The organism is Actinomadura sp. NAK00032 (assembly GCF_013364275.1).
Classification (GTDB): domain Bacteria; phylum Actinomycetota; class Actinomycetes; order Streptosporangiales; family Streptosporangiaceae; genus Spirillospora.
Genome location: NZ_CP054932.1, coordinates 1,282,465 through 1,307,105 on the forward strand (window position 1 = coordinate 1,282,465; position 24,641 = coordinate 1,307,105).

The 24,641-nt window shown below is 72.3% G+C and carries 27 protein-coding genes; 13 read left to right on the plus strand and 14 right to left on the minus strand.

Annotation, left to right across the window (positions count from 1 at the left end; all coding sequences use genetic code 11):
- The first annotated feature begins 48 nt into the window (after positions 1 to 48).
- On the plus strand, positions 49 to 1,377 hold the full coding sequence (locus tag HUT06_RS06045; RefSeq protein WP_176194801.1) for a cytochrome P450: 1,329 nt from the start codon (positions 49 to 51) through the stop codon (positions 1,375 to 1,377).
- 239 nt (positions 1,378 to 1,616) lie between these two features.
- Positions 1,617 to 2,459: an NAD(P)H-binding protein gene (locus tag HUT06_RS06050; protein WP_176194802.1), complete on the plus strand. Its 843-nt coding sequence runs from the start codon at positions 1,617 to 1,619 to the stop codon at positions 2,457 to 2,459.
- Between the two features lie 60 nt (positions 2,460 to 2,519).
- Here the strand turns inward: HUT06_RS06050 and HUT06_RS06055 are convergent, their stop codons facing one another.
- Together HUT06_RS06055 and HUT06_RS06060 are read right to left on the minus strand one after the other, a co-directional pair.
- Entirely contained in the window at positions 2,520 to 3,554 is a 1,035-nt protein-coding gene (locus tag HUT06_RS06055; RefSeq protein ID WP_176194803.1) for a glycoside hydrolase family 11 protein, read from the minus strand.
- A 489-nt stretch (positions 3,555 to 4,043) separates the two neighbouring features.
- The gene (locus HUT06_RS06060; protein ID WP_176194804.1) at positions 4,044 to 4,778 is read right to left on the minus strand and encodes a TetR/AcrR family transcriptional regulator; all 735 of its coding nucleotides are present in this window, start codon (positions 4,776 to 4,778) and stop codon (positions 4,044 to 4,046) included.
- 81 nt (positions 4,779 to 4,859) lie between these two features.
- Between HUT06_RS06060 and HUT06_RS06065 the strand changes: the two genes are divergently transcribed.
- The gene (locus HUT06_RS06065) at positions 4,860 to 6,116 is read left to right on the plus strand and encodes an FAD-dependent monooxygenase (protein WP_176194805.1); all 1,257 of its coding nucleotides are present in this window, start codon (positions 4,860 to 4,862) and stop codon (positions 6,114 to 6,116) included.
- Positions 6,117 to 6,136: 20 nt separating this feature from the next.
- Here HUT06_RS06065 and HUT06_RS06070 read toward each other — a convergent pair whose 3' ends face one another.
- From HUT06_RS06070 to HUT06_RS06080, 3 genes are all read right to left on the minus strand, one after another.
- Entirely contained in the window at positions 6,137 to 7,390 is a 1,254-nt protein-coding gene (locus HUT06_RS06070) for a flavin-dependent oxidoreductase (protein WP_176194806.1), read from the minus strand.
- A gap of 64 nt (positions 7,391 to 7,454) precedes the next feature.
- Complete coding sequence (locus tag HUT06_RS06075) at positions 7,455 to 7,745, minus strand: hypothetical protein (RefSeq protein ID WP_176194807.1); 291 nt, start codon at positions 7,743 to 7,745, stop codon at positions 7,455 to 7,457.
- 166 nt (positions 7,746 to 7,911) lie between these two features.
- Positions 7,912 to 8,859 (minus strand): YafY family protein, encoded by a 948-nt coding sequence (locus HUT06_RS06080; RefSeq protein WP_176194808.1) that lies wholly within the window; start codon positions 8,857 to 8,859, stop codon positions 7,912 to 7,914.
- A 97-nt stretch (positions 8,860 to 8,956) separates the two neighbouring features.
- Between HUT06_RS06080 and HUT06_RS06085 the strand changes: the two genes are divergently transcribed.
- A complete protein-coding gene (locus tag HUT06_RS06085; protein ID WP_176194809.1) occupies positions 8,957 to 9,487 on the plus strand; it encodes a DinB family protein in 531 nt (176 codons plus the stop codon).
- 23 nt (positions 9,488 to 9,510) lie between these two features.
- Here HUT06_RS06085 and HUT06_RS06090 read toward each other — a convergent pair whose 3' ends face one another.
- The 3 genes from HUT06_RS06090 to HUT06_RS06100 form a co-directional block, all read right to left on the minus strand.
- Entirely contained in the window at positions 9,511 to 10,530 is a 1,020-nt protein-coding gene (locus HUT06_RS06090; RefSeq protein WP_176194810.1) for a TerC family protein, read from the minus strand.
- Between the two features lie 736 nt (positions 10,531 to 11,266).
- A complete protein-coding gene (locus tag HUT06_RS06095) occupies positions 11,267 to 11,629 on the minus strand; it encodes a DsrE family protein (RefSeq protein ID WP_176194811.1) in 363 nt (120 codons plus the stop codon).
- A gap of 176 nt (positions 11,630 to 11,805) precedes the next feature.
- Complete coding sequence (locus HUT06_RS06100) at positions 11,806 to 12,468, minus strand: GIDE domain-containing protein (RefSeq protein ID WP_176194812.1); 663 nt, start codon at positions 12,466 to 12,468, stop codon at positions 11,806 to 11,808.
- A 98-nt stretch (positions 12,469 to 12,566) separates the two neighbouring features.
- Here HUT06_RS06100 and HUT06_RS06105 point away from each other — a divergent pair, with 98 nt between their 5' ends.
- From HUT06_RS06105 to HUT06_RS06120, 4 genes are all read left to right on the plus strand, one after another.
- Positions 12,567 to 13,055, plus strand: coding sequence for an FABP family protein (locus tag HUT06_RS06105; RefSeq protein WP_176194813.1), 489 nt, complete (start codon positions 12,567 to 12,569; stop codon positions 13,053 to 13,055).
- Between the two features lie 338 nt (positions 13,056 to 13,393).
- A complete protein-coding gene (locus HUT06_RS06110; RefSeq protein WP_138640134.1) occupies positions 13,394 to 13,810 on the plus strand; it encodes a Fur family transcriptional regulator in 417 nt (138 codons plus the stop codon).
- A gap of 9 nt (positions 13,811 to 13,819) precedes the next feature.
- Positions 13,820 to 14,800 carry a folate-binding protein YgfZ gene (locus HUT06_RS06115; RefSeq protein WP_176194814.1) on the plus strand — a complete coding sequence of 327 codons (981 nt, stop codon included), beginning with the start codon at positions 13,820 to 13,822 and terminating at the stop codon, positions 14,798 to 14,800.
- A gap of 80 nt (positions 14,801 to 14,880) precedes the next feature.
- Positions 14,881 to 15,369 carry a hypothetical protein gene (locus HUT06_RS06120; protein ID WP_176194815.1) on the plus strand — a complete coding sequence of 163 codons (489 nt, stop codon included), beginning with the start codon at positions 14,881 to 14,883 and terminating at the stop codon, positions 15,367 to 15,369.
- Between the two features lie 56 nt (positions 15,370 to 15,425).
- Here HUT06_RS06120 and dtd read toward each other — a convergent pair whose 3' ends face one another.
- Positions 15,426 to 15,851, minus strand: coding sequence for a D-aminoacyl-tRNA deacylase (gene dtd, locus HUT06_RS06125; RefSeq protein WP_176194816.1), 426 nt, complete (start codon positions 15,849 to 15,851; stop codon positions 15,426 to 15,428).
- A gap of 20 nt (positions 15,852 to 15,871) precedes the next feature.
- On the opposite strand from dtd, the gene HUT06_RS06130 reads away from it, so the two are divergent.
- Together HUT06_RS06130 and HUT06_RS06135 are read left to right on the plus strand one after the other, a co-directional pair.
- Positions 15,872 to 16,699, plus strand: coding sequence for a 3-keto-5-aminohexanoate cleavage protein (locus tag HUT06_RS06130; protein ID WP_176194817.1), 828 nt, complete (start codon positions 15,872 to 15,874; stop codon positions 16,697 to 16,699).
- Between the two features lie 192 nt (positions 16,700 to 16,891).
- Positions 16,892 to 17,845, plus strand: a complete 954-nt coding sequence (locus HUT06_RS06135) for an asparaginase (protein ID WP_176194818.1) — start codon at positions 16,892 to 16,894, stop codon at positions 17,843 to 17,845.
- On the opposite strand, the gene HUT06_RS06140 is transcribed toward HUT06_RS06135, so the two are convergent.
- From HUT06_RS06140 to HUT06_RS06160, 5 genes are all read right to left on the minus strand, one after another.
- The gene (locus HUT06_RS06140) at positions 17,842 to 18,222 is read right to left on the minus strand and encodes a hypothetical protein (RefSeq protein WP_176194819.1); all 381 of its coding nucleotides are present in this window, start codon (positions 18,220 to 18,222) and stop codon (positions 17,842 to 17,844) included. The genes HUT06_RS06135 and HUT06_RS06140 overlap by 4 nt on opposite strands.
- A gap of 40 nt (positions 18,223 to 18,262) precedes the next feature.
- Complete coding sequence (locus tag HUT06_RS06145) at positions 18,263 to 19,507, minus strand: MFS transporter (RefSeq protein WP_176194820.1); 1,245 nt, start codon at positions 19,505 to 19,507, stop codon at positions 18,263 to 18,265.
- Positions 19,504 to 20,166, minus strand: a complete 663-nt coding sequence (locus tag HUT06_RS06150; protein WP_176194821.1) for a FadR/GntR family transcriptional regulator — start codon at positions 20,164 to 20,166, stop codon at positions 19,504 to 19,506. The genes HUT06_RS06145 and HUT06_RS06150 overlap by 4 nt, the downstream gene beginning before the upstream one ends.
- Positions 20,167 to 20,320: 154 nt before the next feature.
- Positions 20,321 to 20,719 carry a hypothetical protein gene (locus tag HUT06_RS06155; protein ID WP_176194822.1) on the minus strand — a complete coding sequence of 133 codons (399 nt, stop codon included), beginning with the start codon at positions 20,717 to 20,719 and terminating at the stop codon, positions 20,321 to 20,323.
- Between the two features lie 54 nt (positions 20,720 to 20,773).
- Entirely contained in the window at positions 20,774 to 22,531 is a 1,758-nt protein-coding gene (locus HUT06_RS06160; RefSeq protein ID WP_176194823.1) for a DUF2207 domain-containing protein, read from the minus strand.
- A 132-nt stretch (positions 22,532 to 22,663) separates the two neighbouring features.
- Here HUT06_RS06160 and HUT06_RS06165 point away from each other — a divergent pair, with 132 nt between their 5' ends.
- The 3 genes from HUT06_RS06165 to HUT06_RS06175 all read left to right on the plus strand — a co-directional run bounded on the left by HUT06_RS06165 (position 22,664) and on the right by HUT06_RS06175 (position 24,634).
- Complete coding sequence (locus tag HUT06_RS06165) at positions 22,664 to 23,647, plus strand: neutral zinc metallopeptidase (RefSeq protein ID WP_254715007.1); 984 nt, start codon at positions 22,664 to 22,666, stop codon at positions 23,645 to 23,647.
- 130 nt (positions 23,648 to 23,777) lie between these two features.
- Complete coding sequence (locus HUT06_RS06170; protein ID WP_254715008.1) at positions 23,778 to 24,227, plus strand: helix-turn-helix domain-containing protein; 450 nt, start codon at positions 23,778 to 23,780, stop codon at positions 24,225 to 24,227.
- A complete protein-coding gene (locus HUT06_RS06175; RefSeq protein ID WP_176194824.1) occupies positions 24,224 to 24,634 on the plus strand; it encodes a hypothetical protein in 411 nt (136 codons plus the stop codon). The genes HUT06_RS06170 and HUT06_RS06175 overlap by 4 nt, the downstream gene beginning before the upstream one ends.
- Positions 24,635 to 24,641 lie beyond the last annotated feature (7 nt).

Consider the following 24,641-nt stretch of genomic DNA (forward strand, 5'->3'; position numbering starts at 1 on the left):
CAACTCCGTAACAACCGAAACGACCATCCTGACGGCGGGAGAGCGCAAATGCGACGCGACGGAGCCACCCCCTCGCAGATCCCCGGACCGGCCGCGGAAAATGACGGCGCCGCGGCCATCGCGGCGGCCGGCGGGCTGCACAACTACCAGTTGGAACTGCACGCGGAGTACGGGCCGGTGGTGCGGTTCCCGCTGCCCGGCGCGGACGTGGCGGTGTCGGTCGCCGACCCCGTCCTGCTGGAGGCCACCGCGAAGATCGACAAGCGGCCGGAGAAGCTGTTCGAGTTCCTCGCGCCGCTGCAGGAGGCGGGCAACCTGCAGACGATCCCCGCCGACGAGCACGGCCCGTGGCGGCGGACGATGCTGTCGGTGCTGGCCGGGCGGCCGTCGCACGAGGCGCACTTCGCGCAGTTCACCGCGCTGGCGACCGAGATGGCCGACCGCTGGGCGGCCGCCGCGGGGCCGGTCGTCCTGCAGCGGGACCTGAGCGCGCTGTCGCTGCGCATGATCTGCCGCTACGCGCTCGGCAGCGGCCTGGAGGACGAGGAGTCCGCGGGCCGCGTGGTGGAGGCGTTCGAGACCGTCCTCACCGAGTACATGGGCTCGCCGGGCCCGGCGAGCGCGCAGGCCGAGGAGGCCCTGGCCTACCTGCGCGGGACCGTCGACGACGTCCTCGCCGCCCACCGCGACCGCGGCACCGGCGAGGCCGAGCGCAGCGACATGATCGCGGCGCTGGCGGCGTCCGGCGAGTCGCCGGCGCGGATCCGCGACACGGTGCTGATGACGATGCTCGCCGCCCACCACACCACCGGCGTCGCGATCTCCTGGACGCTGTACCTGCTGGCCCGGCACCCCGACGTGGCCAAGCGCGTCGCGGACGAGGTGGACGGCGTCCTCGGCGACCGGGCCGCGCCCGGCTACGCCGACCTGAAGGCGCTCACCGAGCTGGACATGGCCCTCAAGGAGGCGATGCGCCTCTACCCGCCGGGGCCCTACGGAGCGCGTGAGGCCACCGAGGACGTCGTCCTCGGCGAGTACACCGTGCCCGCCGGGACGACGATCTTCTACCCGTTCTGGGCCGTCCACATGAACCCCGAGTACTGGCCCGACCCGCAGGTCTACGACCCGGAGCGGTTCACCCCGGAGGCGTCCGCCGGCCGTCCGCGGCTCGCCTACATCCCGTTCGGGCTCGGCCCGCGCAGCTGCGAGGGCGCGACGCTGGCGATGGTGGAGGCCGAACTCGTCCTGGCCGTCCTGCTGAAGCGGTTCCGGTTCGAGCTCGCGCCGGGGCAGACGATCACTCCCATCGAGCGCTTCGTGCTGTGGGCGGCCGACGACATCGCGATGAACCTGACTCCGCGCGAAACGGCGCTGTGACCGGTGCCATATTGAATCGTCAACCAATTCCGCGCGGGCCGGTAATTGACGCGGTCGGCCTTTCGAATCGGTCGAGCGGGCCGCTTTCCGGCCCGCCGTAACGGTGGCCTTGAGCGACCGGTCCCGGCCCGGCGATCCGGCCCTCTTCTGGACGGCCGAATCTCCCAGGTACCTACTATCCCGGTGCAGTTGGCGTCGCCGTCGTCGCAAGAGACGGCAGTGAGGAGCGGGAACCGATCATGATCGTGGTAACGGGTGCGACCGGGAACGTCGGACGGCCGCTGGTGCGCGCCCTGGCGGAGACGGGGGAGCGGGTGACGGCGGTGTCGCGGGGCACACCGGTCGACCTGCCGGACGGAGCCGTGCACGTCCGGGCCGACCTGTCCGAACCGGAGACCCTGCGGCCCGCGTTCGACGGCGCCGAGACGCTGTTCCTGCACGACGGCGGCGCCGGCGGCCAGCGGCTCGGCTCGTGGGCCATCCTGGAGGCGGCCCGCGATGCCGGCGTGCGGCGCGTCGTCCTGCTCTCGTCGCAGGGCGTGGCAACCCGGCCGGAGTCGCCCTCGCACGGGGGCATCATGGCGGCGCGCGAGGAGGTGGTCCGCGAGTCGGGCCTCGCCTGGACGATCCTGCGCCCCGGCGTCTTCGCGTCCAACGCCTACAGCTGGGCGGAGCAGGTGCGCGCCGAGCGGACCGTCGCCGCGCCGTTCGGCGACGTCGGCATCCCGGTGATCGACCCGGTGGACATCGCGGCGGTCGCGGCCGCCGCCCTGCGCCGGGACGAGCACGTGGGCCGGGTCTACGAGCTGAACGGGCCGGCCGCCGTCACGCCCCGGCAGCAGGCCGCGGCGATCGGCGCGGCCCTCGGCGAGCCGGTGCGGTTCGTCGAGCTGACCCGGGCGCAGGCGCTCGCGCGGATGCCGGCGTTCGTGCCGGCGCCGGTCGTCGACACCTTGCTGCGGATCCTCGGCGAGCCGAAGCCCGCCGAGTTGCGGCTCAGCCCCGATGTCGAGCGGGTCCTCGGCCGGGCGCCCCGCTCCTTCGAGGAGTGGGCCCGCGCCAACGTCGCGGCCTTCCAGTAGGGGACGGTGCGGCGCGGCGACCGGAGGCCGGGTCGCCGCGCCACAAGAGCGGTGTGCCGGTCAGGCGCTGCAGGAGACCGTCGGCCACGTCCACGTGCCGTTGGTCTGAAGGGTCACGCCGAAGTCGTCGCCGTTGCCGTTCGGCCGCGCCGTCATGACCTGGCCGCTGGAGTCCCAGCTCGCCGCGGTGTTCCAGGTAGCGATGATCTTCTCTGGGGACGGGACGTTCATCGTCACGGTCCAGTTGCTGGAGCCGGACACCGAGACGTTGAGGTTGTACCGGTCGCTCCACTTCTGCCCGGCCGACAGCGTCGCGGTGCAGCCGCCGGTGCCGCCGCCCCCACCGCCTCCGCCTCCGCCCCCGCCCCCGCCTCCGCCGGAGCCGCCGACCGTGATGTTGGAGCTGCCGCTGCTCTGGTAACCCTCGGTCGCGAGGATCATGTAGTAGTTGAAGCTGCCCAGGTTCATGCCCTTGCTCGCCCAGGCGTCGAAGTGGTTGCCGGTCGTGATGGTCCCGCCCGTCCGCTTCGACTGCCGGACGCTCCAGTACTGCTGGAAGGTCTTGGTGCCCTCGACGGACGGCGCGTTGTACCGCGTCGTCTGGTAGATGTCGTAGGTGCCGCCGTCGCTGGTGACGGTGCCCTTGTAGGTTCCGGTGGGCCGGTAGGTGCCCCAGTTGTCGACGATGTAGTACTCGACGAGCGGGTTGGACGTCCAGCCGTAGAGGGCCAGGTAGGCGTTGCCGGACGGGTTGAAGCTGCCCGAGTAGGCAACGCTCCTGCGGCCGCCGTTGCTCCACCCCTTGCCGGCGACGAAGTTGCCGACGTTGCTCCAGTTCATGCGGTAGTTGCCGCCGGAGCCGAGGGTCATCGAGGTCGACCCGCCGCCGTCCGTCCAGAAGGAGTAGTAGTAGCCGTTGTTCGTGCCGGTCTGGTTCGTGGTGATGGTCGTGTCGGCGCTGGCGGTGCCGGGCAGGAGCGCCGTGGCCGTCGCCAGCGCCACGGCGCAGGCGCCGATGACGGGCTTGGTGCGGATGAGCGTCGCGGGGCGGCGTCCGCGGCCCTGCGGGGTGCTGCTGATGGGCGCGCTCTTCATGGGGGTGGGTCCTTACTCGTGACGCGGGCGGGGCGGCCGGGCCAGCGCTGGACGACCCGGTCGGTCGCCGGGGGGCGGGGGGATCGATCGGCGGGAGCGGGAGTCGGGGCCGTCCCGCGAGGGGACGGCCCGAGGACGTGCGCCGGACGGGGTGGCCCGGGTCGGCGGTGCCGCGCGGGGTGGTCGAGGCCCGTCGATGGCGCCAGTGTTCGTCCGCCCCCGGCGGCATGTCAACAGTTTCGGAAACCTTTCGAAGCCCCCGCTCGCGTTCACCTCACCTTTCGCCTGGTCGGCGAACGCCTCGCCGACCACAGTCCAAATTCCTGGACAGGTGGGACGGAATCATGATCGGCGGCAAGTCGTCCGCTCCGAAACTTTCTGCGCCGCCGAGCCGAGTTTCGACCACCCGCGCGAGGACGTCCCGGCGGTCACGGACTCACCCGGAGACCGGTTGGAAGCTCCACTGCCCATCTCTACGAGATCGCGTGGCTAAGCCTCTGCCGCTCCTTGGGTGAGGGCGGCTATGCCGTCCAGGACGCGGTCGAGGCCGAAGACGAACTCGGCGTCGCCGTCGTCCCATTCGTCGTTCACGGCTCCGGCGGCCATGGCGGCGGAGACGGCGGGGAAACGGACCGGGTCGATCACGCGGGCGAGCGTCGTGGCGTAACGCGCGGCCTGGTCGGGCCCGGCGGCGCCGACGGCGATCGACAGGCCCGCCCATTGCCGGACGTACCCGGACAGCAGCATGACGACCGACAGCTTCTCGGACTCGGCCAGGCCCGTACCGTCGAGGCAGGTGAGGCCGCGTTCCAGCCAGGCGATCTGGTTCGGCATGAGCGGAGGCCCGCTGACGGGCATCTGCAGGACCCACGGGTGCCTTCTGAGTGCGTGCAGGATGGCCCAGGCCCATTCGGTCAGCCCAGCGCGCCAGTCCTTGTCCGCAGGCGCCTCGGGCGGGTGCGCGTAGGCGGCGTCCTGCATGAGGTCCAGCAGGTCGTCCTTGGCCGCGACATAGCGGTAGAGAGCCATGGTCGACACGCCGACCTCCTTGGCCACACGTGCCATGGACACCGCTGCCAGCCCGTCGGCGCGGGCGACGTCCAGGGCCGCCTGGACGATCTGCGGCAGGCTCAGCCCCGGTCTGGGCCCCTTGCCGGGACGATCCCGCAGCCCCCAGGCCAACGCGATGCCGACGGGGATCTCCGGTTCCTCGATGTTGACCACCTCCGTGGATCTGTGTATAGCATACGCATCTAGGTATACGTCATACGCAGTAGCGTGTATCTCATACACAGAGGAGGCTTCATGAAGGTGCTCATCTCCGGCGCGAGCGTCGCCGGTCCCGCCCTGGCGTACTGGCTGCGCCGCCACGGCTTCGCGGTGACCGTGGTGGAGCGGGCCGCCGGGCCGCGTCCCGGCGGTTACAAGGTGGACTTGCGCGGGGTGGCGGTGGAGGTGGCGCGGCGTATGGGGGTCCTCGACGAAGTGCGGCGCCGGTCGACCGACATCCGGGGCGGGACGTGGCTGAACGGCGCGGGCAAGACCATCGCGACCCTCGGACCGGACATGATCGGATTCCGCGATCCCGGAGACCTGGAGATCATGCGCGGGGACCTGGCGGAGATCCTTCATGACCTCACCCGCGACGAGGCCGAGTACGTCTTCGGCGACGCGATCACCTCCCTCACCGACGCGGACGGCGGGACGCGCGTGACGTTCCAGAACGCGGCGCCGCGTACGTTCGACCTGGTGGTGGGAGCCGACGGCCTGCACTCCGGCATCCGCGCGCTGGCCTTCGGCCCCGAGTCGCAGTTCACCCACAGCCTCGGCCTGGGCGTGGCGGTCTTCGGCGTCCCGGGCAACCTGGATCTCGACCGCTGGGAGATGGTCCTGTCGGCCGCCGGGCACGTGGTGAACGTCTACAGCGTGGGGGCGGCTGCCGAGGCCAAGGCTCAGTTCTTCTTCCCCGCGCCGAGCCGGCCCGTCGACCGGCATGACGTGGCGGCGCAGCAGCGGGTCGTCGCGGAGGCGTTCGCCGGGCACGGGTGGGAGGTGCCGCGGTTGCTGGCCGCGATGCCGGCGGCGAGCGACTTCTACTACGACACCCTGGCGCAGGTACGCATGGACTCCTGGTCACGCGGGCGCGCGGTGCTGCTGGGCGACGCCGCGTACTGCCCTTCGCCCGCGTCCGGACAGGGCACCGGCATGGCCCTCGTCGGGGCGTACGTTCTCGCCGGAGAGCTGGCCGCCGCCCAGGGCGACCACCGGGTCGCCTTCGCGCGGTACGAGCAGGAGATGCGAGAGTTCGTGGAGCTGAACCAGCGGCTGGGCCGCACCGCAGCCAAGGGCATGGTGCCCGCGTCCCGTAGCCGCGCGCGCTTGCAGGGCCTCATGATGCGGATGGCGCCGCACATGCCGGGCAAGGCGCGGATGATGGAGGCCATCATGAAGCCGATCCGGGAAGCGGCCAACGGCATCCAGTTGCCCGACTATCCGGCCGCGGCAGGCTGGAGTCGTCAATCACCCCAGGTCAAAGCACCGGCGAACATGCCGAATCCGTAGCGCTCCCAGGTTTTCGCCGATCAAGGTCTCCCGCCGGGTGGCCGGTTCACCTGGTCTCTGGTGGCGCCGGAGAGTCGGGCGTAGCCGGTGACGACGGCCTCCAGTTCCGCCGGGTCGATGACGTCCGCGAGGCGGGTGAAGCCGTCGGGGGCGCGGCGTTCGACCTCGTCGATCACGTTCTCCGGGCCGCCCTCGCGGTTGCGGAGGACGACCTCGCGGGTGACGGGCAGGCGCTCGTCCTGGTAGGCGCGCAGCGCCGCGGCGGGGTCGCCGGGACGGCCGGCCAGGTGGCCGCTGAGGCTGGTCGCGTCCATGATCGCCTGGCCGGCGCCGTTGGAGCCCATCGGGTACATCGGGTGGGCGGCGTCGCCGAGCAGCGTCACGCGCCCGCGCGTCCAGTGGGGGAGCGGGTCGCGGTCGCACATGGGGAACTCGAAGCACTCCGGGGCCGCCTTGACCAGGGCGGTGTGGTCGAGGAGCGGGGCGCGGAAGCGGGCGGCGAGCGCGCCGAGGGACGCGGTGGCGGCGCGGCGGGACCAGTCCTGGCGCTGCGGCGCCGGGTCGCCGGGGCGGCCGGTGCGCTCGCAGATCGCCCAGTTGGTGAGCTTCGTGCCCGGACGGCGGCCCGGCGCGATGGGATAGACGACCAGTTTGGCCTCGGTGCCGCCCGCGATGACCATGCGGCGTCCGCCGCCGAATTCCGGCCATTCGGCGGCCCCGCGCCACATCATCACGCCATTCCAGAGCGGCGGGCCCTCGTCGGGGAAGAGGATCGCCCGGACGGTCGAATGGATTCCGTCCGCGGCCACCAGCACATCGCCGTGGGCCGTCGTTTCACCGGCAGGGGTCGTGAAATGGGCGGTGACGCCGTTCTCGTCCTGCTCGACATCGACCAGCCGGTGCCCCGTCCGGACCGCGTCGCCGCCGAGCCGCTCGCACACCGCCCGGTACAGCTCGCCCTGGAGGTGCCCGCGGTGCAGGCTGATCTGCGGGTAGGCGAACCCGGCCGCGCGCCCGCAGCTCCGGCGCATGATCTCCTGGCCCAGCCGGTGGGTGTAGACCAGCTCGTCGGGAGCGCTGCCCACGGCCTCCAGCCGCTCCAGAAGCCCCAGTTCGGCCAGCTGCTTCACCGCGTTCGGCAGCATGTTGACGCCGACGCCCAGCTCGCGGATCCGCTCGCTCTGCTCGTGGACGACGCAGTCGATCCCTTTATGGTGGAGCCTTAATGCAGTGACAAGCCCGCCGATTCCGGCACCCACGATGACGACTCGCATGCCTGTGAGCCTGCCATCCCGGTGGTCATGCCGAAAGGCGCCCGGCGAATTGTCCGGCCGCGGATTACTGGATGGAGGCCAGCCCCTTCTGCAGATCCTCCCTGTTCATCGCCGGCTGGATCTCGACCTTGGCGCCGAGCTCCTGGAACAGCGGCTCGACGACGGTCGGCAGCGTCGAACTGTCCCGCATGTCGAAGACGACCGTGCAGGACCGCGAGCCCTGGCTGGCGCAGAAGTACGCGGCCTCCGGGTCGAGCCTGTCGAACAGCGACTGGACGATCTCCGGCATCCTGCCGCTGCTGATCGCCTCGTTCGAGCGCTCGGTGTCCATCACCGCTCGCAGCATGACGCGCATCGCCCCGCTCCCTCCTCGCGCCCGGGCCGGCCCGGCCCCTGGTCCGCGCTCACTGGAGCCCGGTGCGATCCCTCCCAATCTCCTGCGCCCGACCTGGGCGGACAACCGCGCGCACGTCTCGTCGCGGCACATTTGAGGGAGATTCCTCCCGGGGGCCGGGCCGCCGTCAGGCGCGGGAGAAGCGGGCGCCCCAGGCGTGCAGCCGGGTGCGCAGCTCGGGCGGCTCCACGACGTGGATGTCGGCCTCGACCGAGCCCAGCGCCATGATGGGCCATTCCAGGGAGTCGCCGGTCATCCGGACGCGGCACCGCTCCCCGTCCACCTCCTCGACCGTGCACCAGCGGCCGATCAGCTTCCGGACGGCCGCGGCCGGGGCGTCCACCAGGACCTCGATCCGGTAGGGGCGCGGCATCTCCTGCAGGCCGCTGCGGACGAACTCGGCGGCGTCCGCGGCGGGCAGCTCGCGGGGACGGAACCGGGCGCCGGTCGGCTCGGGGGCGCTCAGCCGGTCCAGCCGGAAGTTGCGCCAGTCGTGCCGGCCCAGGTCGTAGGCGACCAGGTACCAGCGGCGGCCCAGGCGGACGAGGCGGTGCGGCTCGGCCTCCCGGCCGGTCCCGGTCCCGTCGGCGGCGGTGTAGGAGAAGCGGAGGCGCTCGCAGTCCCGGCAGGCGAGCGCGATCACCGTGAGGACGCCCGGGTCGATGCCCTCCTCGGCGGAGCCGTCCCAGGTGGCGGGGACGGTCACCGCGCGCAGCGCGTCCACCTGGCGGCGCAGCCGGGCCGGCATCACCTGCGCCACCTTCGCCAGGACCCGCACCGACGCCTCGGCGATGCCCTCCACCCGCGTCGCCGCCTGCAGGCCCACGGCCAGCGCGACGGCCTCCTCGTCGTCGATCACCAGCGGCGGCAGCGCCGCCCCGGCGGCCAGCTGGTAGCCGCCGTCGACGCCGCGCGACGCCTCGACGGGGTAGCCCAGCTCGCGCAGCCGGTCGACGTCCCGGCGCAGGGTCCGGACGGAGACGCCGAGGCGTTCGGCGAGTTCCCCGCCCGGCCAGTGCCGGTGGGTCTGGAGCAGGGACAGCAACCGAAGGGTCCGGGAGCTCGTGTTCGCCATGTTCTCCAGTCTCCCGCAATTGCGGTCAGGAAGTGGCCGCAATGCCATCTAGCGTGGTACTCACCGGAACGAACGAACTGAAGGCGGAGGCATGAGCATGAGCGAGCAGACCCCGACCACGGCCACCGGCGAGCGCGCCGACCTGCTGGCGACGCTGGCCGGCGCCCGCCACTTCCTGCGCTTCACCGTCCGCGGCCTCACCGACGAGCAGGCGGGCCTGCGGACGACCAAGAGCGAGCTGTGCCTCGGCGGCCTCATCAAGCACGTCACCTCGGTCGAGCGGAACTGGGCGTCCTTCATCGTGGAAGGCCCGTCCGCCATGGGCGACTTCACCGAGATGACCGAGGAGGACTTCCAGCAGCGGGCGGACGAGTTCAAGATGCTGCCCGGCGACACGCTGCAGGGCGTCCTCGACGCCTACGAGGAGGCGGCCCGCCGCACGGACGAGCTCGTGGTGAGCCTGCCCGACCTGGACGCCCTCCAGCCGCTCCCGAAGGCCCCGTGGAACACCGAGACGCATTGGTCGGCCCGCCGCGTCCTCACGCACATCGCGGTCGAGACGGCCCAGCACGCCGGGCACGCCGACATCATCCGCGAGTCCCTCGACGGCGCGAAGAGCATGGGCTGAGCCCACCCGCCCGGCGGGGGCGGTCAGCGGTGGGCGGGCTCCTCGTCGCGCGGCTCCTTGTCGCGGCGCTTGCGCAGGGAGCCCGCCTTGGCCTTCTCCTCCGGGTGGGCGTGGACGCGGACGAGGCTGGCGGCCGTCGTGAAGAGCAGGATCGCCAGGATCACGCCCAGCGACAGCGTGGTCGGCACCTTGGGGATGGACTCGCTGACGTCCTCGTGCAGGAACTGCAGGATCAGCTTCGCGCCGATGAACGCCAGGATCACCGACAGGCCGATCGACAGGTACACCAGCCGTTCCAGCAGGCCCTCGATGAGGAAGTAGAGGGCGCGCAGGCCGAGCAGCGCGAACGCGTTGGCGGAGAAGACGAGGAACGGGTCCTTGGTGACGCCGAACACCGCGGGGATGGAGTCCAGCGCGAACAGGACGTCGGTGCTGCCGATCGCGACGAAGACGATCAGCAGCGGCGTCATCACGCGCTGTCCGTCCTCGTGGGCGAGCATCCGCCCGCCGTGGAAGCTCTCGCTCACCGGCAGGATCTTGCGGGCGCGGCGGACGAGGAAGGTGTCCTCCACGTCCGGCTCCTCGTCGCGGTGCCGGACGAGCTGCACCGCCGTCCAGATCAGGATCAGCCCGAAGATCAGGAAGGTGAAGGAGAACAGGCTGATCGCGGCGGCGCCGATCGCGATCAGCACGGCCCGCAGCAGCAGCGCGGCGCCGATCCCGAACAGCAGCGTCTTCTGCTGGTACTCGGGCGGCACCGCGAATCGGCCCATGATGATCACGAAGACGAAGAGGTTGTCGACCGACAGGCTCTTCTCGACCAGCCACCCGGAGAAGTACTCGGTGCCGCCGGTCGACCCGCCGAGCGCCCACACGGCGAGGCCGAACAGGATCGCGACGCCGATGTAGAACACCGACCAGAACGTGGCCTCCTTGATGTGCACCGCGTGCGGCCGCCGGACGGCGACGAAGAAGTCGAGGACGAACAGCGCGGCGATCAGTCCGATCGTCGCGCCCCAGGCCCATAGCGGTACGTCGAGCATCCGGCCGGCTCCTCCTGAACGGGTGTCCGGTGACCTATATCCGTTCTGCGCCGCTTCTACCGCGCGTCCGCCGTGCCCGGAGCGGCGTCCCCGGCCGACGAACGACTCAGGCGCGTCTGAGTAGTTGCGCCGATGCGGCCGGACGCGGCCCGAAGCGAAGCTTGCCGGCATGGACACCTCCCGCTGGCGCCCGCCCGCCCTCGCCGCCAAGGCGGCCCTGGCCGCCCTGCTCGCGCTCGCCGTCGCCTTCCCCGAATGGGACCGGTTCGCGGACAAGGCGATGGGCGTGCGCGTGGCCGCCTACCCCGCCGCCGTCATGCTCGTCACCCTCGTCTGGGCGCTGCGCGGCCGGGGCGGGCGCTTCCCGTGGGACCTCGACCTGCTCGTGACGCTCCCGTTCCTCGTGGACGTCGCCGGGAACGCCGCCGACCTCTACGACACCGTCGGCTGGTTCGACGACGCCTGCCACTTCGGGAACTGGGCGCTGCTGAGCGCCGCGGCGGGCGTCGCGCTGCGCCGCTGGGGCGGCCTCCAGCCGTGGGCGATGGCGCTGACCTGCTCGGGGGCCGGCGCCATCGCCGCGATCCTCTGGGAGTTCTTCGAGTACGGCGTCTTCATCCTCGACACGCCCGAGACCGTCACGATCTACCGCGACACGATCGGCGACCTCATGCTCGGCCTCACCGGCGCCACCCTCGCGGGCCTCGCGCTCGCCCTGCGCGCCCGTGCGGGCGGATCAGTAGACGAGGGCCTGCACGTCGTCGAGGGTGATCTCCTCGACGAACGTGGGGGCGCCCGCGATGCGGATGCCGGGCAGGACGTCGTCCGGGCCGATGTCGCGGCGGGCCGCGCACTGGGTGCACAGGGTGACGCGCCCGGTGGTGAGGACGACGGTGAGCAGGTCGTCCAGGCCGGTGGCGTGCGGCAGTGAGAACTCGGCGGCCCGCCCCGGCAGCGCGAACCACGCCGACTCCCCGGTGAGCCACAGCGAGACCGGGACCCCGCTCGCCGCGGCGGCCGCCGCCACCGTGAACGCCTGGTTGCAGCGCTCGGGGGCGTCCGCGCCCGCCGTCACTTTGATCACGAGTGGTCTCGCCATATCGGCACTCTAGTTCCGGACGGTGCCCGTAGCATCGGGCGGTGTGGGTGGCATGGTGAACGCGGGGATCCTCGTCCTCGCCCTCGGTCTCATGGCGGTCGCCGCCGTCCTCCTCGTGATCCGGCTCGGCCGGCTGAAGTAGGAGGGGCGGCGCCGGCCGGTCGAGTGCGGGCCGGTCAGTCCATGACGTGGAAGACGCCGACGACGGCGGCGCAGGCGGCGAAGATCGCCGCACCGCCCCCGTAGCCGATGCCCATGAACAGCACGGCGCGGCGCCGGTACTCCTCGCGGGTCCGGGTGCTGACGGCGTACTGGCCGGTCTCCTTGTCCTTGCCGATCGTCCCGGTGCCGGTCGACGTGCCGAGGACGTAGAGGGGCTGGTGCGCGGGCAGGATCCACTCCTCGTAGTGGTACTCGGCGACCTCCCCGTCCAGGCCGGGGAGCTGCCCGCTGTCGGGGCGGCGCTCGTCCATCGACCGGACGGCCCCGTCGACGGCGGCGGTCGCGGGGTCGATGGCGAGGCGGCCCGTCTTGTCCTCCAGGTGGAAGGGCGTCTCGGACTTCTTGTCGATGAAGACCGTCTTGCCCGTCCCGGTCTTGGCGGTCGCCTTGGCCATGTACCAGGCGCACGGCCGGCCGGAGAAGGGCGCGGCCTGGACGGCGACGGCCGTCCCGCTGACCTGGCACGGGACGCCGGCCGGCAGTGCGGCGGCCTCCGCGCAGCTCGCCACCGCGGCCCGCCGGAGGTTGCGGTAGCGGATCCGCCAGACCCAGCCGGCGGCCAGCAGGGCGGCGGCGATGAGCAGCGGGACGAGCAGCGCACCGGTGATGTTCGACACGCTCACATGATGGGAGCGGGACGCGGGCGCGCCCAGGGACGCCGGTCCCCTCCGGAGCGGGACGCGGAGGGCGGCGCGCGCCGCTACGCTCGGTGTCCATGGACGTTCCTGAGCTGCACCCGGACCTTGAGCCCCTGAAGTTCCTTCTCGGCACCTGGGAGGGCGCCGGCGTCGGCGGCTATCCGACGATCGAGTCGTTCAACTTCGGCCAGGAGCTGTCCTTCACCCACATCGGGAAGCCTTTTCTGGTCTACGCGAGCCGCACCTGGATGATCGAGGCGGACGGCACGCTCGGGCGTCCGCTGGCGGTGGAGACGGGGTACTGGCGGCCGCGCCCGGACCACCAGGTCGAGGTCACGCTGGCCCATCCGACCGGGATCGTCGAGATCTACGTCGGCGACGTGGCGTTCAACCGGGTGGAGCTGCACACCGACGTCGTGGCGCGCACGGAGTCGGCCAAGGAGGTCACCGGCGGGCACCGGCTGTACGGGCTGATCGGGGAGGACCTCGGCTGGGCGTACGACATGGCGGCCATGGGGCAGCAGCTCCAGTCGCACCTGTCGGCGCAGCTCAAGAAGGTGTCCTGAGGGCCGGCAGGCCCGGAAAATGAACGATCCCCGGACCTTCCCGCCGGGTGGCGGGGCGATGGACAGGACGGGTCCATCGGTCCGGGGACCGGGTAACTGCCTGGTATTCGCCGGTCACCGTCGCGACCGGCTCCGCCGCCCAGGGGGCGGCGGTCCGAGGCGGAACGGCGACTAGCGGACAGCCACCTCGCGAGTCCTACAATCAACCATTGCTTGGACCACCTCCTTTCGCGCGTACCCCGCACGTTATGTGAGGGCGCACGGTGAGGCAAACAAGTTTTCCGAGGGCTGAATCCGGCCCGGGGGCGGGCCCGCCGGGCGGGTTCTAGACTCGGTGCATGGTCGAGTCGTGGCAAGAGGAGCTGCGGGCCAAGGGGTACCGGGTCACCCCTCAGCGCCAGCTGGTCCTCGAAGCGGTCACCAACCTGGAGCACGGGACCCCCGAGGAGATCTGCACCGAGGTGCAGCGCACCGCGCGCGGCGTGAACATCTCCACCGTGTACCGGACGCTCGAACTCCTGGAGGAGCTCGGGCTCGTCAAGCACGCCCATCTCGGGCACGGGCCGCCGAACTACCACCTCGCCGCCGAGGCCGAGCACATCCACCTGGTGTGCCGGGGCTGCCACACGGTGGAGGACGTCGACCCGCGCGCCGCCGCCGGGCTGGCGGACGTCCTGCGGCGCGACTTCGGGTTCGAGACCGACGTGCACCACCTCACCGTCTACGGGCGGTGCAAGGAGTGCCGCGCCACATAGTCTGGACGCATGGAGAGCCCGCTGCTGAAGACGCCCGGAGCCGTCGCCGCCGACGCGCCCGACCAGGAGATCGCCGCGCACTACGGCGACCCGTCGAAGGAGCAGCGCGCGCTGGAACGCGGGGCCGCGTTCGTCGACCGGAGCAACCGGGGCGTCCTGAAGGTCACCGGCCCGGACCGGCTGAGCTGGCTGCACAGCCTCCTCAGCCAGCACCTCGACGGGCTGGCGCCGTTCGCGCCGACCGAGGCGCTGCTGCTCGACCCCAAGGGCCACATCGAGCACCACCTGTTCGTCGTCGACGACGGCGAGGCGACCTGGGCGCACGTCGAGCCCGGCGCCGCCGCGCCCCTCGCGGAGTTCCTCGACCGGATGCGCTTCATGCTCCGCGTCGAGGTCGCGGACGTGACCGGCGAGTACATGGTCGTCACCGGCCCGCCGCGGGACGGTGGCCTGTCCTGGCCGGACGTCGCGGGAACGGAGACGCGGATCGTCCCGCGCGGCGAGTTCCCGGAGGGGCTCGAACCGGCCGGCCTGTGGGCGTACGAGGCGCTGCGCATCGCCGAGCACCGGCCGCGGTTCGGGCTCGACACCGACGAGCGGACGATCCCGCACGAGGCCGGCTACGTCGAGACGGCCGTCCATCTGAGCAAGGGCTGCTACCGGGGGCAGGAGACGGTGGCGCGCGTCCACAACCTCGGCCGGCCGCCGCGCCGCCTGGTGTTCCTGCACCTGGACGGCAGCGTCGACCGGCTGCCCGCGCACGGCGACCCGGTGGAGATCCCGGGCGGGCGGGCGATCGGGTTCGTCGGGTCGGCCGCCCGGCACCACGAGCTGGGCCCGGTCGCGCTGGCGACGGTGAAGCGGAACGTCCCGGTGGACGCCGAGCTGCTGGCCGGCGGAGTCGCGGCCGCGCAGGAGGTCATCGTGTCGCCGGACACCGGCGCGAACGCGCAGATCGCGCTGCGCCGCCGCCCAGCGAAACACGGGTAGCAGCGCGCCCCCCGGGCGAATATCGTCGGACATAGACGATTTCTCACCGGCCGCCGTCCGGGGAAGGTGGATTCCTACCGATGGTCGCGAACCCTGGGAAGCGAGAGCCTCAGGCGGCCAGGCGGGGGACCCGGCGGCGGCCCCGCCGCGAGTCCGCGCTGCTGTGGTGGGCCCTGTTCGCGGCGGCCGCCGGTGCCGCGTGGTGGCTGCACTCCTGGCGGGTCGCGCTGCTCGCGCTTTTGGGCTGGTGCCTGTACCAGTTCATGCTCGTCCCCACCATGTGCCGGGTCCTGAGCCGGCAGGGCGCGGCCTGCACCGAACGCACCCGGGGGCGGCTGTTCGCCTGCGGGCCCGACCACCAGCGGATCCGCAACGACGCGCTGTGGCGGCTCGCGGGCCTGCGCAACCCGTTCCAGAAGGGGCCGCACCAGGACGAGGCCGGGCCGGGCGTCGTCGTCGTGTCCTCGGACGTCCGCGGACGGCTCACCCCGCCCGACCGCTTCCTGATCCTCCTCGCGGCCGCCGGAACGGTCGTCGTCCTGGTCGGCATGGTCTACGGATTCCGCTAGGCGTGTGCGGATTCCGCTAGGCGTGTGCCGGGTCGGCCTGGCGTGTGCGGGGTCGGCTAGACGTCCAGGACGAGCGTGATCGGGCCGTCGTTGACCAGCGCGACCTTCATGTCGGCGCCGAACTCGCCCGTCTCGACCTTGGCCCCCAGCCCCCGCAGCTCATGGACGACGGCGTCCACCAGGGGCTCGGCGACGTTCCCGGGCGCGGCGGCCGTCCACGACGGGCGGCGGCCCTTCCGCGCATCCCCGTACAGGGTGAATTGGCTCACCACCAGTAGGGGCGCGTTCACGTCCGAGCACGACTTCTCGTCCTGCAGGATCCGCAGGCCCCACAGCTTCGAGGCCAGCTTGCGGGCCTGTTCCGGGCCGTCGTCGTGCGTCACGCCGACGAGCACGAGCAGCCCCGGCCCCTCGATCGCGCCGACGACGCGCCCCTCCACGGACACGCTGGCCTGGCTCACCCTCTGGACTACCGCACGCATGACCATGCATTCTGCCGCCTATGGGAGCAACGACGCTCATCACGGTGGCGCCCACGGGCGCGGAGTCCGCCAAGGCGGACGTTCCGGCCCTGCCCGTCACCCTGGATGAACTGGTCCAGACGGCCAAGGAGTGCGAGGCGGCCGGCGCGGCCGTGATCCACGTGCACATCCGCGACGACGACGCGCGGCCCACGCTCGACCCGTCCCGGTTGCGGGACACGGTGTCGGCGCTGCGGGAGAGCACGGGACTGATCGTGCAGCTGTCCACGGGCGGCGCGGTCACCGACCCTTACGAGGACCGCATCCGCGTCCTGGACGCCGAACCCGACATGTGCTCGCTCACCTGCGGGACGGTCAACTTCGGCGACGACGTCTTCATGAACCCCTGGCCGTTCATGGTGGAGCTGTACCAGCGCACCCAGGAACGCGAGGTCGTGCCGGAGTTCGAGCTGTTCGACCTCGGACACATAGCGGCGCTGCACAGGCTCCTGGACAAGCACGGCCTTCCCTACGGCGGCCACGTCCACTGCGACCTGGTGATGGGCGTGCCCGGCGGAATGCCCGGCGACGCCCGCACCCTGGTCGCCGCCGTGGAAGCCCTACCGCCCGGCGCGACGTGGTCGGCCACCGGCATCGGCAGGACGTCCCTGCCCGTCCTCTTCGCCGCGCTCTCGGCCGGCGGGCACCTGCGCGTCGGCATGGAGGACACCGTCACCCTGGCGAAGGGGCAGCCGGTGACGGCGAACGTCCAATTGGTGGAACGCGCCGCCCAAGCCGCCCACCTGGCCCAGCGCCCGCCGATGCCCGCCGCGGACGCTCGCGCCCTGCTGCACACCAAACCCCGCTGATCTTGGGGTTATCCACAGGATCTGATTCCGGTTCCATGGGGCCGGACGGGTACTTGACCATGGAGTTGAGCGGCCCGCCACCGGGCGGGCCTGCTTTTCACCGGGGCGGTGCGGCCACGTCGGGGCCTTCCGAGGGCTGATCAGGTGGTCCGTGCCGACACCGGTGCGAGCGGACGGTTAGGGGAGGGTGCGGTGGACGTCAATCCAGTGCTGGTCGAGGTGGAGCGGTCCGGGTTCGTGGAGTCGCGGCACCGGGGGGCCGCGGTCGGGCTCGCGGCGGACGGAGCGGTCGCGGTGCACGCGGGGGAGCCCGAGGCGGCGATCTTCCCGCGGTCGGCCAACAAGCCGATGCAGGCCGTCGCGATGCTGCGCCGCGGGCTCGACCTGGACGACGAGCTGCTCGCGCTGGCGGCCGGCAGCCACTCCGGGGAGGACTTCCACGTCGAGGGCGCCGAGAAGATCCTCGCCGGCGCCGGGCTGGTCGCGGACGACCTGCGGTGCCCGCGGAGCTGGCCGATCGACCCCGAGGCGCAGCAGGCGGTCGCGCGGCAGGGCGGTGGCCCGTCCCGGATGCGGATGAACTGCTCCGGCAAGCACGCCGCGATGCTGGCGACGTGCGTCGCGGCGGGCTGGCCGACCGAGACCTACCTGGACCCGGCGCACCCGTTGCAGGAGGCGGTGCGGGAGGTCGTCGAGGAGCTGGCGGGCGAGCCGGTCGCGGCCGTCGGGGTGGACGGGTGCGGGGCGCCGCTGTTCGCGGTGTCCACGACCGGGGTCGCGCGGGCGTTCCGGGCGCTGGTGCTCGCCGCGCCGGGCACCCCCGAGCGGCGCGTCGCCGACGCGATGCGCACCCACCCGCAGTGGACGTCCGGCACCCGGCGCGAGGAGCGGCAGCTGATGGACGCCGTCCCCGGCCTGCTCGTCAAGTGCGGCGCCGAAGGCGTCGACGCGTTCGCCTACACCGACGGCCGCGCGGGCGCCGTGAAGATCGACGACGGCGCCATGCGCGCGCGAACCCCCGTCACCGTGGCCCTCCTGCGAGCCCTGGGCCTCGACACCCCCGGCCTGGAGGAACTCGCGGTCGTAGAGGTACGAGGCGGAGAGACCCGCGTAGGCGGCATCCGCCCCGCGCCCAACGTGTTCTAGCGGCGCTGCGGGGTGCGTTTGAGCTCTTCGATCTCTTCCTTGAAGACCGTCTGCTCGTAGAGGATGCCGTCCGGCCAGGCCTTTCTCGGCTCGCGGCCCGGCTGGGGGTTGTCCCTGCGGAACTCCGCCCACTGGCCGTCCCGCGACGGCGGGTAGCTGTGGGAGAACATCCCCGGGCGGTAGGTGTACATGCCGCCCTGCTCCATGCCGCGGTGGTTCATCTGGTCGTTCCGGCGGCGTGGGTGCACTCTCCTGGACGAGGCCTCGATGGTCAGCGAGAGCCAGGCGATCAGCCCGACCACGGCCACCACAATGATGATCCACGCCCACTTGAGTGCCACGAGCTGGGTTGGGTCGGCCAGGATCGTGGCGCGCATCGTCGTCCACCTCCCGATGGCGTATCGGCCCCTACAGGGGTCAATTAGGGATGTGTCCGCTGATTTCCGAGTTAACCCCCTCCGGGGCCTCGGAAGGGGCGCCGACCGTCCGGAGGCGGCCCGCCGCCGCCCCGGGCACCGCCATGGCGACGCAGACCGCGAGCACGCCCGCCATCGGAACGCTCCAGCCGCCGGTGGCGTCGTGCAGCGCACCGAGCGCCAGCGGGCCGAGCGCCGCGATGACGTAGCCGACGCCCTGCGCCATCCCGGACAGCTGCGCCGCGACCTGCGCGTCGTGGGCGCGGAGCCCGATGAACGACAGCGCGGTGGCGAACCCGAGGCCCTGGCCGAAGCCGAGGACCACCGCCCAGCCCCACACCGACCCGATCGGCGCCCAGGTCGTCCCGGCGAAGCCCACCAGGGCCAGCACCGCCGTGGCGACCACCAGCGGGCGCTGGTCGCGGGTCCGGCGCGCCAGCACCGGGACGGCCAGCGACCCGATCGCCTGGACCCCCGACGTCAGGGCCAGCACGTACCCGGCGGCGGCCTCGTCCATCCCGCGGTCCTGGCAGATCGTCGGCAGCCAGCCGAGCACCACGTAGGCGAGCAGCGACTGCAGGCCCATGAACACCGTGACGTTCCAGGCGAGGCCCGACCGCCACACCAGCGCCGTGACGCCGCGCCGGTGCGCCGCGGGCGGTGCCGACCGGGCCGCGTGCGCCGCGCGCCGCGCCCGGGGCACCCACAGCAGCCCGGCCAGCGCGGCCGGCACCGCGAGCAGGCCGAGCGGCAGCCGCCAGCTCGAGTCGAAGGCGTGCTCGACGGGCACCACGACCCCCGACGACAGCGACGCCCCGACCGTCACCGCGACCGTGTAGACCGCCGTCACCGTGGTGATCCGGGTGGGATGGTCGCGCTTGATGATGCCCGGCATCGCGATGTTGCCGATGCTGATCGCGATCCCGGCGACCAGCGACCCGGCGAACAGCGCGGCGGGGCCGTCCAGCAGCCGCAGCACCAGCCCGCCGACCAGCAGCGCCATCGCGCTGACCAGCAGCGTCTCGCCGCGCGGCGCCCGCGGCAGGAACGCCGCGACCAGCCCGTAGGAGCCGAAGAAGACCAGCGGGAGGGTGGTGAGCGCGCCCGCCGCCGTCCCGGACAGCCCGAACTCGTCGCTGATCTCGGTCAGCACCGGGCCGACCGCGGCGATCGCGGGCCGCAGGTTGACCGCCACGAGGACGATCATGAGCAGGGCGCCGGCCAGCCCGGCGCGCCGCGCCGTCACGGGGCCTCCCCGCCCTCGCCGAGCAGGGACTCCAGGACGGTGAGGGTCGGCTCGACGACCGCCGCCGCGGCCGACGCCGCCGCCTCCGGGTCGCCCGCCGCGATCGCGTCCAGCACGGCGCGGTGCCGGGCCGGGCCCGCCTCGGGGACGTCGTGGTCGAGCCGGATCGCGCGCATCGACTCGTGCAGCCGGTCGATGAAGTACCGCATCGCCTCGATGAGGACCGGGTTCCGGGACGCCTCCGCGACCCCGAGGTGGAACCGCGCGTCGGCGGCGCCGAACGCGTCCGGCTCGGTGGCCTCGTCGCGGGCGCGCAGCAGCAGCTCCAGCCGCTCCAGATCGGCGGCGGTGCGCCTGCGGGCCGCGAGCCGGGCCGCCTGGACGTCGTAGGCGAGCTGCACCTCGAACACGTCCCGCGCCGACGCCCGCGAGACCCGGCGCAGGAGCGGGCGCGGGTCGGCGCTGCTGCGCACGTACGTCCCGTCGCCGCGCCGCACCTCCAGCACCCCGACGTGCGACAGCGCCCGGATCGCCTCCCGGACGGCCGGACGGCTCACACCGAGCCGCGCGGCGAGGTCGGTCTCCGCCGGAATCCGCTCGCCGACCGCCCAGGAACCGGCACTGACCTGCGCCTGAAGCTGCTCCAGCACGGCGTCCACCGTCGAACCACTGGAAACGGGACTCAAACCCACGAACCCTCCCAAGTAAGACGTCAGACATCTTACGTGGAGTGATCATGGGAGAGGGCTGAGCGGGTGTGGTCAGTGGCTTTTATGGGTGCTGAACGGGGTGCCGCTTCTGCTGTGGGGGCTGTCAGCGGGATCTGCGGGGGCCGAACAGGCGGCGTCGTTTCCGGCGTCTGTGGCCTTTTCGGCGTGGTTCGGGTGGGCGGGCGGCCTCCTCGGCGCGGGCTCGCTCCTCGGCTCGGGCCTGTTCGATGTGGGCCATGATCTCGCGGTGCGTTACCGATGGGGCCGGGTCGCGGCGCGTGCGCTGGGACGGGCTGCCCTGGATGATCCCGCCCTGGACGGGCCCCCGGTTCGGCATACCGCCCATCGGCGTCCGGTTGCGGGGCGGCACGCGGGACGCGGTCAGGGTGACGGCCACCCAGAAGATGACCGCGAGGAAGATGACGGCCGGCCCGATGTAGAAGAACCAGGAGGTCCCGAGGTCGCTACCGCCGGGCGGGGGGAGTTGGTCGGCCAGGAACATGAGGCGATACCTCCTCGCCCCGGCACCTACCCCGCGTCAGGCGGTTAACCGCCGTCACATCCCGCGCGACTGCGAGATGGAGCCGGAGGTGGCCAGCGTGAACGTGCGCATCGACTCGGCGAACTTCGACAGGTCCCACTCGGCCGGGCCCTCGTACCAGTACAGGTTGTCGGCGCCCCGCTCGCCCGCGTCCTTGACCGTCTCGGCCCACTTGGGGACGGTGCCGAACACGACCGCGTACGGCAGGAAGCGGGAGAACAGCGCGATCCGCTGCCGGGACGCGACGGCGTCGCCGTCCGGGACGGCGCCGCGCTCCAGGAACGCCCGGAAACCGATCGTGTGCGCGAGCACCGTCGCGCCGCGCGCGGTCTTGGCCGGCATGTACTGGCCGCCATAGGCCAGCGCCGCGCCCGCGATGATCAGTGCGAGGCCGGCCAGGGCCCACTCGGTGGTGATCGCCAGTGCGACCGTCGCGCCGATGCCGAGCAGCGTCACGAGGATGCCGGCGACCGTCCAGCGGGAGCGGACGGTGTCCGGGCGGCGCGCGAACCAGCCCTGCTTCACGACGTCGTCGTACATCGCGGACCTGACCTGCGCCAGCTTCGTCGCGAACGTCCCGCCGAGATCCGACAGCTTCACCGCGTCACGGCCCGTCCCGTCGGGGGCGGTGAGCAGGGCGTCCAGCAGGATCCGCTCGTAGGGGAGGAGGTCGACCTGGGGGCGGTCGAGGCGGCGCAGCGTCCAGTCGAGGCGGCCGGTACGGGCCCGGTCCTCCTCCTCGATCAGCAGGTAGCCGCGGACGGCGAGGTCGACGATCGTCGCGGTCACGTCGATCACGTCGGCCTGCTCGTCGATCAGCGTGCCGATCTGGCCGGGCCGCACCCCGTGCGGCGGCTCGAACTCGGTTCCGGCGACCGGTGCCTGGTCGCCCTCGGCGGCCTTCTTGCCCACCACCCTGGCGTCCCGGCCGCGCAGCAGGTAGAGGGCGGCGACGCCGCCGACCAGCAGGACCAGCAGGCCGGCGAGCACGGAGCCGGTCACCGCGTTGACGGAGAACGCGGTCGCGAGGGTGTGCCGCCGCTCGAAGATCGCCTTGCCGCCGGTCGTGCCGGCGGGCAGGCCCGCGACGACCGTCAGGTACTCGCCGGGCAGCATGCCCTGCTGGGCGTAGACGCCCTGCGTGTGCGTGTGGTTCGTGTAGTACTGCGTGCAGCCGATCGTGCTGCCGATCGGCCCGGTGAAGCAGTTGACGCTGCGGATCATCGCGCCGGCGTCCACGACGGCCTTGGCCTCGTCCACCGGGACCTTCCAGCCGCCGATCACCGGCCAGCGCAGCTCCTCCGCGCCGCCCATCGGGGTGATCGCGCCGCGCAGGTCGTACTCCAGCACCACGGTGCGGGTGCCGTTCAGGGCGCCGGTGCCGCTCACCTTGACGGTCGTCCGCGTCTCGCCTTCGGACGTGCTGACCCGCGTCGGCCCGCCGTCGGGGCTGCTCGCCCGCAGGTTGTCCAGCTTGTAGACGCGGTCCTCGCTGAGGCTCTCGTGGACGCGCGTCTGGAACGCCCGCTGGAAGCCCTTCTGCCCGGCGAACCGGTAGACGACCGTCTCCTTCACCTTGACGGTCCCACCCTTGCCGGCGGTGAGGACGACATCGTCCTTGAGCACCCGCTCCGCCGGGGCGGCCGTCCCGCCGGCCGGTCCCGCCGCCGCGGCGGGGGAGGTCATCACGGGGATCAGCGCCGCGGCGGACACCGCGGCTGACACCGTCAGGACGACTGGCCGGAACCGGAACAAGGCCGCAAGAGCAGACATGGCCGCAAATAGTATCGGCAACGCGTGCGATGATTCTGCGCTATGGCAGGTCAATACCCCCCGCCGCCACCATCGTCGCGGCCACCGGCCCCGCCGTACGGCCGTCCCCCCTATGGCGGGCCCCCGCAAGGCGTGCCGCCCTACGGTGCGCAGCCGCCGGGCGGGCCGGGTTACGGGCCAGGGTACGGGCAGCCTGCCTACGGGCAACCGCAGTACCGGTACGTCCCGATGCGCCCGCCGCCGCGCCGCAGCGCGGGCGGGACGATCGCGGGCATCTTCGGCGGGCTGACGGCCCTGGTCGTCCTGGCGATCGTGGGGCTCTCCGCGCTCGGCGGGATCCAGGGCGCGGGCGGTACGGGAACGACCACCTCGTCCGGACGCGGCACCGAGTCGATGTCTCCCAAGGAGAAGGCCACCGACAGCAAGCTGTACAAGAGCGGGGCGCTGACGTCGGTGAGCTGCCGGCTGCCGCGCATCCTGCCGTCCGCCGACTCGATGCGCCAGTTCATGGACACCCTCAGCGACTGCCTCGACACCGCGTGGGCCAAGCAGTTCCAGAAGGCCGGGATCTCGTTCAACAAGCCCAACCGCGTGTTCTGGGTGAACCCTGGGCGCAGCCCATGCGGCACCTACCCGGCGCCGGGCGCGTCCGCTTTCTACTGCCCGGCGAACAACACGATGTACGTCGGCCTGGAGCACGTGGTGGAGACGTCGGGCGGCGAGCCCCTGTCCCACTACGCCGTGTACGCGCGGGTGATCGCGCACGAGTACGGGCACCACGTCCAGGACCGCGCGGGGATCCTGCTCTACGGCGACCGCCAGATCGAGACGGGCGACACCGCGACCGGAAACGAGGCGAGCCGCCGCATCGAGCTGCAGGCGCAGTGCTTCGCCGGCGCGTTCCTCGGCTCGGAGCGCTCCACGCTGCCGATGACCCGCGAGCAGTACGTCGCGATGATCATGGACGTGCGGGGCCGCGGCGAGGACCGCAAGCCGGTGGCCGAGCGCGACCACGGCTCCGGCCGCCACTACGCGGGCTGGGTGATGACCGGCTTCAACGGCCGCGACCTGACCGTCTGCAACACCTGGATCGCCCCCGGCTCCAAGGTCAGCTGAACCCTGCCGTTGACCGCCACTCCCTGCCGGTGACCTCGTTTTTCCGACCTTTCCGGCATGTGAGGCGATTCACCACGAAGTGCTAGCAAGGGCGCTTGCAATTGCAAGCACCGTGACGCATGGTGGAGGCATGGCCACTTCGAAGGTCGGCTCCATCGGGGAGTACATCCGGGAGCAGCGGACGCGCGCGAAGATCTCGCTGCGCCAGCTCGCCGACGTCTCGGGCATCTCCAACCCGTACCTGAGCCAGATCGAGCGCGGCCTGCGCAAGCCGAGCGCCGAGATCCTGCAGCAGATCGCCAAGGGGCTGCGGATCTCCGCCGAGGCGCTGTACGTGCAGGCCGGCATCCTTGAGGACCGCGAGGCCGACACCGACGTGATGGCGGCCGTGCGGGCCGACCTCCTGCTCACCGAGCGGCAGAAGCAGGTCCTGCTCGACATCTACGCGTCGTTCCTCAAGGAGAACGAGGCCACCGGAGCGACCGGCACCGGGTTCGCCGACGCGGCGGCCCCGGACGACCGGCCCGCGCCGGCACCACCAGAGCCGCACGAATCCCATGGAAAGGAAGAGGTCGGATGACGCTGGCCAGCAACCTCCGAGAGAACAAGGCCGTCTACACCGTGGCCGGCGCCGGCGACTTCGCGGTGGAGAAGCTGCGCGAGGTCCCCGGGCAGGTGGACCGCTACCGCGAGCAGGTCCGCGAGACCGTGGACCGCTACCGCGGCGAGGTCTCCCGCTACCAGCAGCGCGTCGAGGCCAAGGACCTGCCGGGCGCGGCGGTCGCGTACGCCACGCACTTCGGCACCCGCGCCGTCGAGTTCATCGACGAGCTCAGCGAGCGGGGCCGCAAGGTCGTGAACCGCGAGGCCGTCCAGGTCGCCGAGGCCACCGAGCCCGAGCCGAAGCCGGTCACCCGGACCCGCACCGCGCCGCAGCGCCGCGCCAACGGGACCGCCCGGCAGTCCCGCACCACCGCGAAGAAGTAACGGCGCC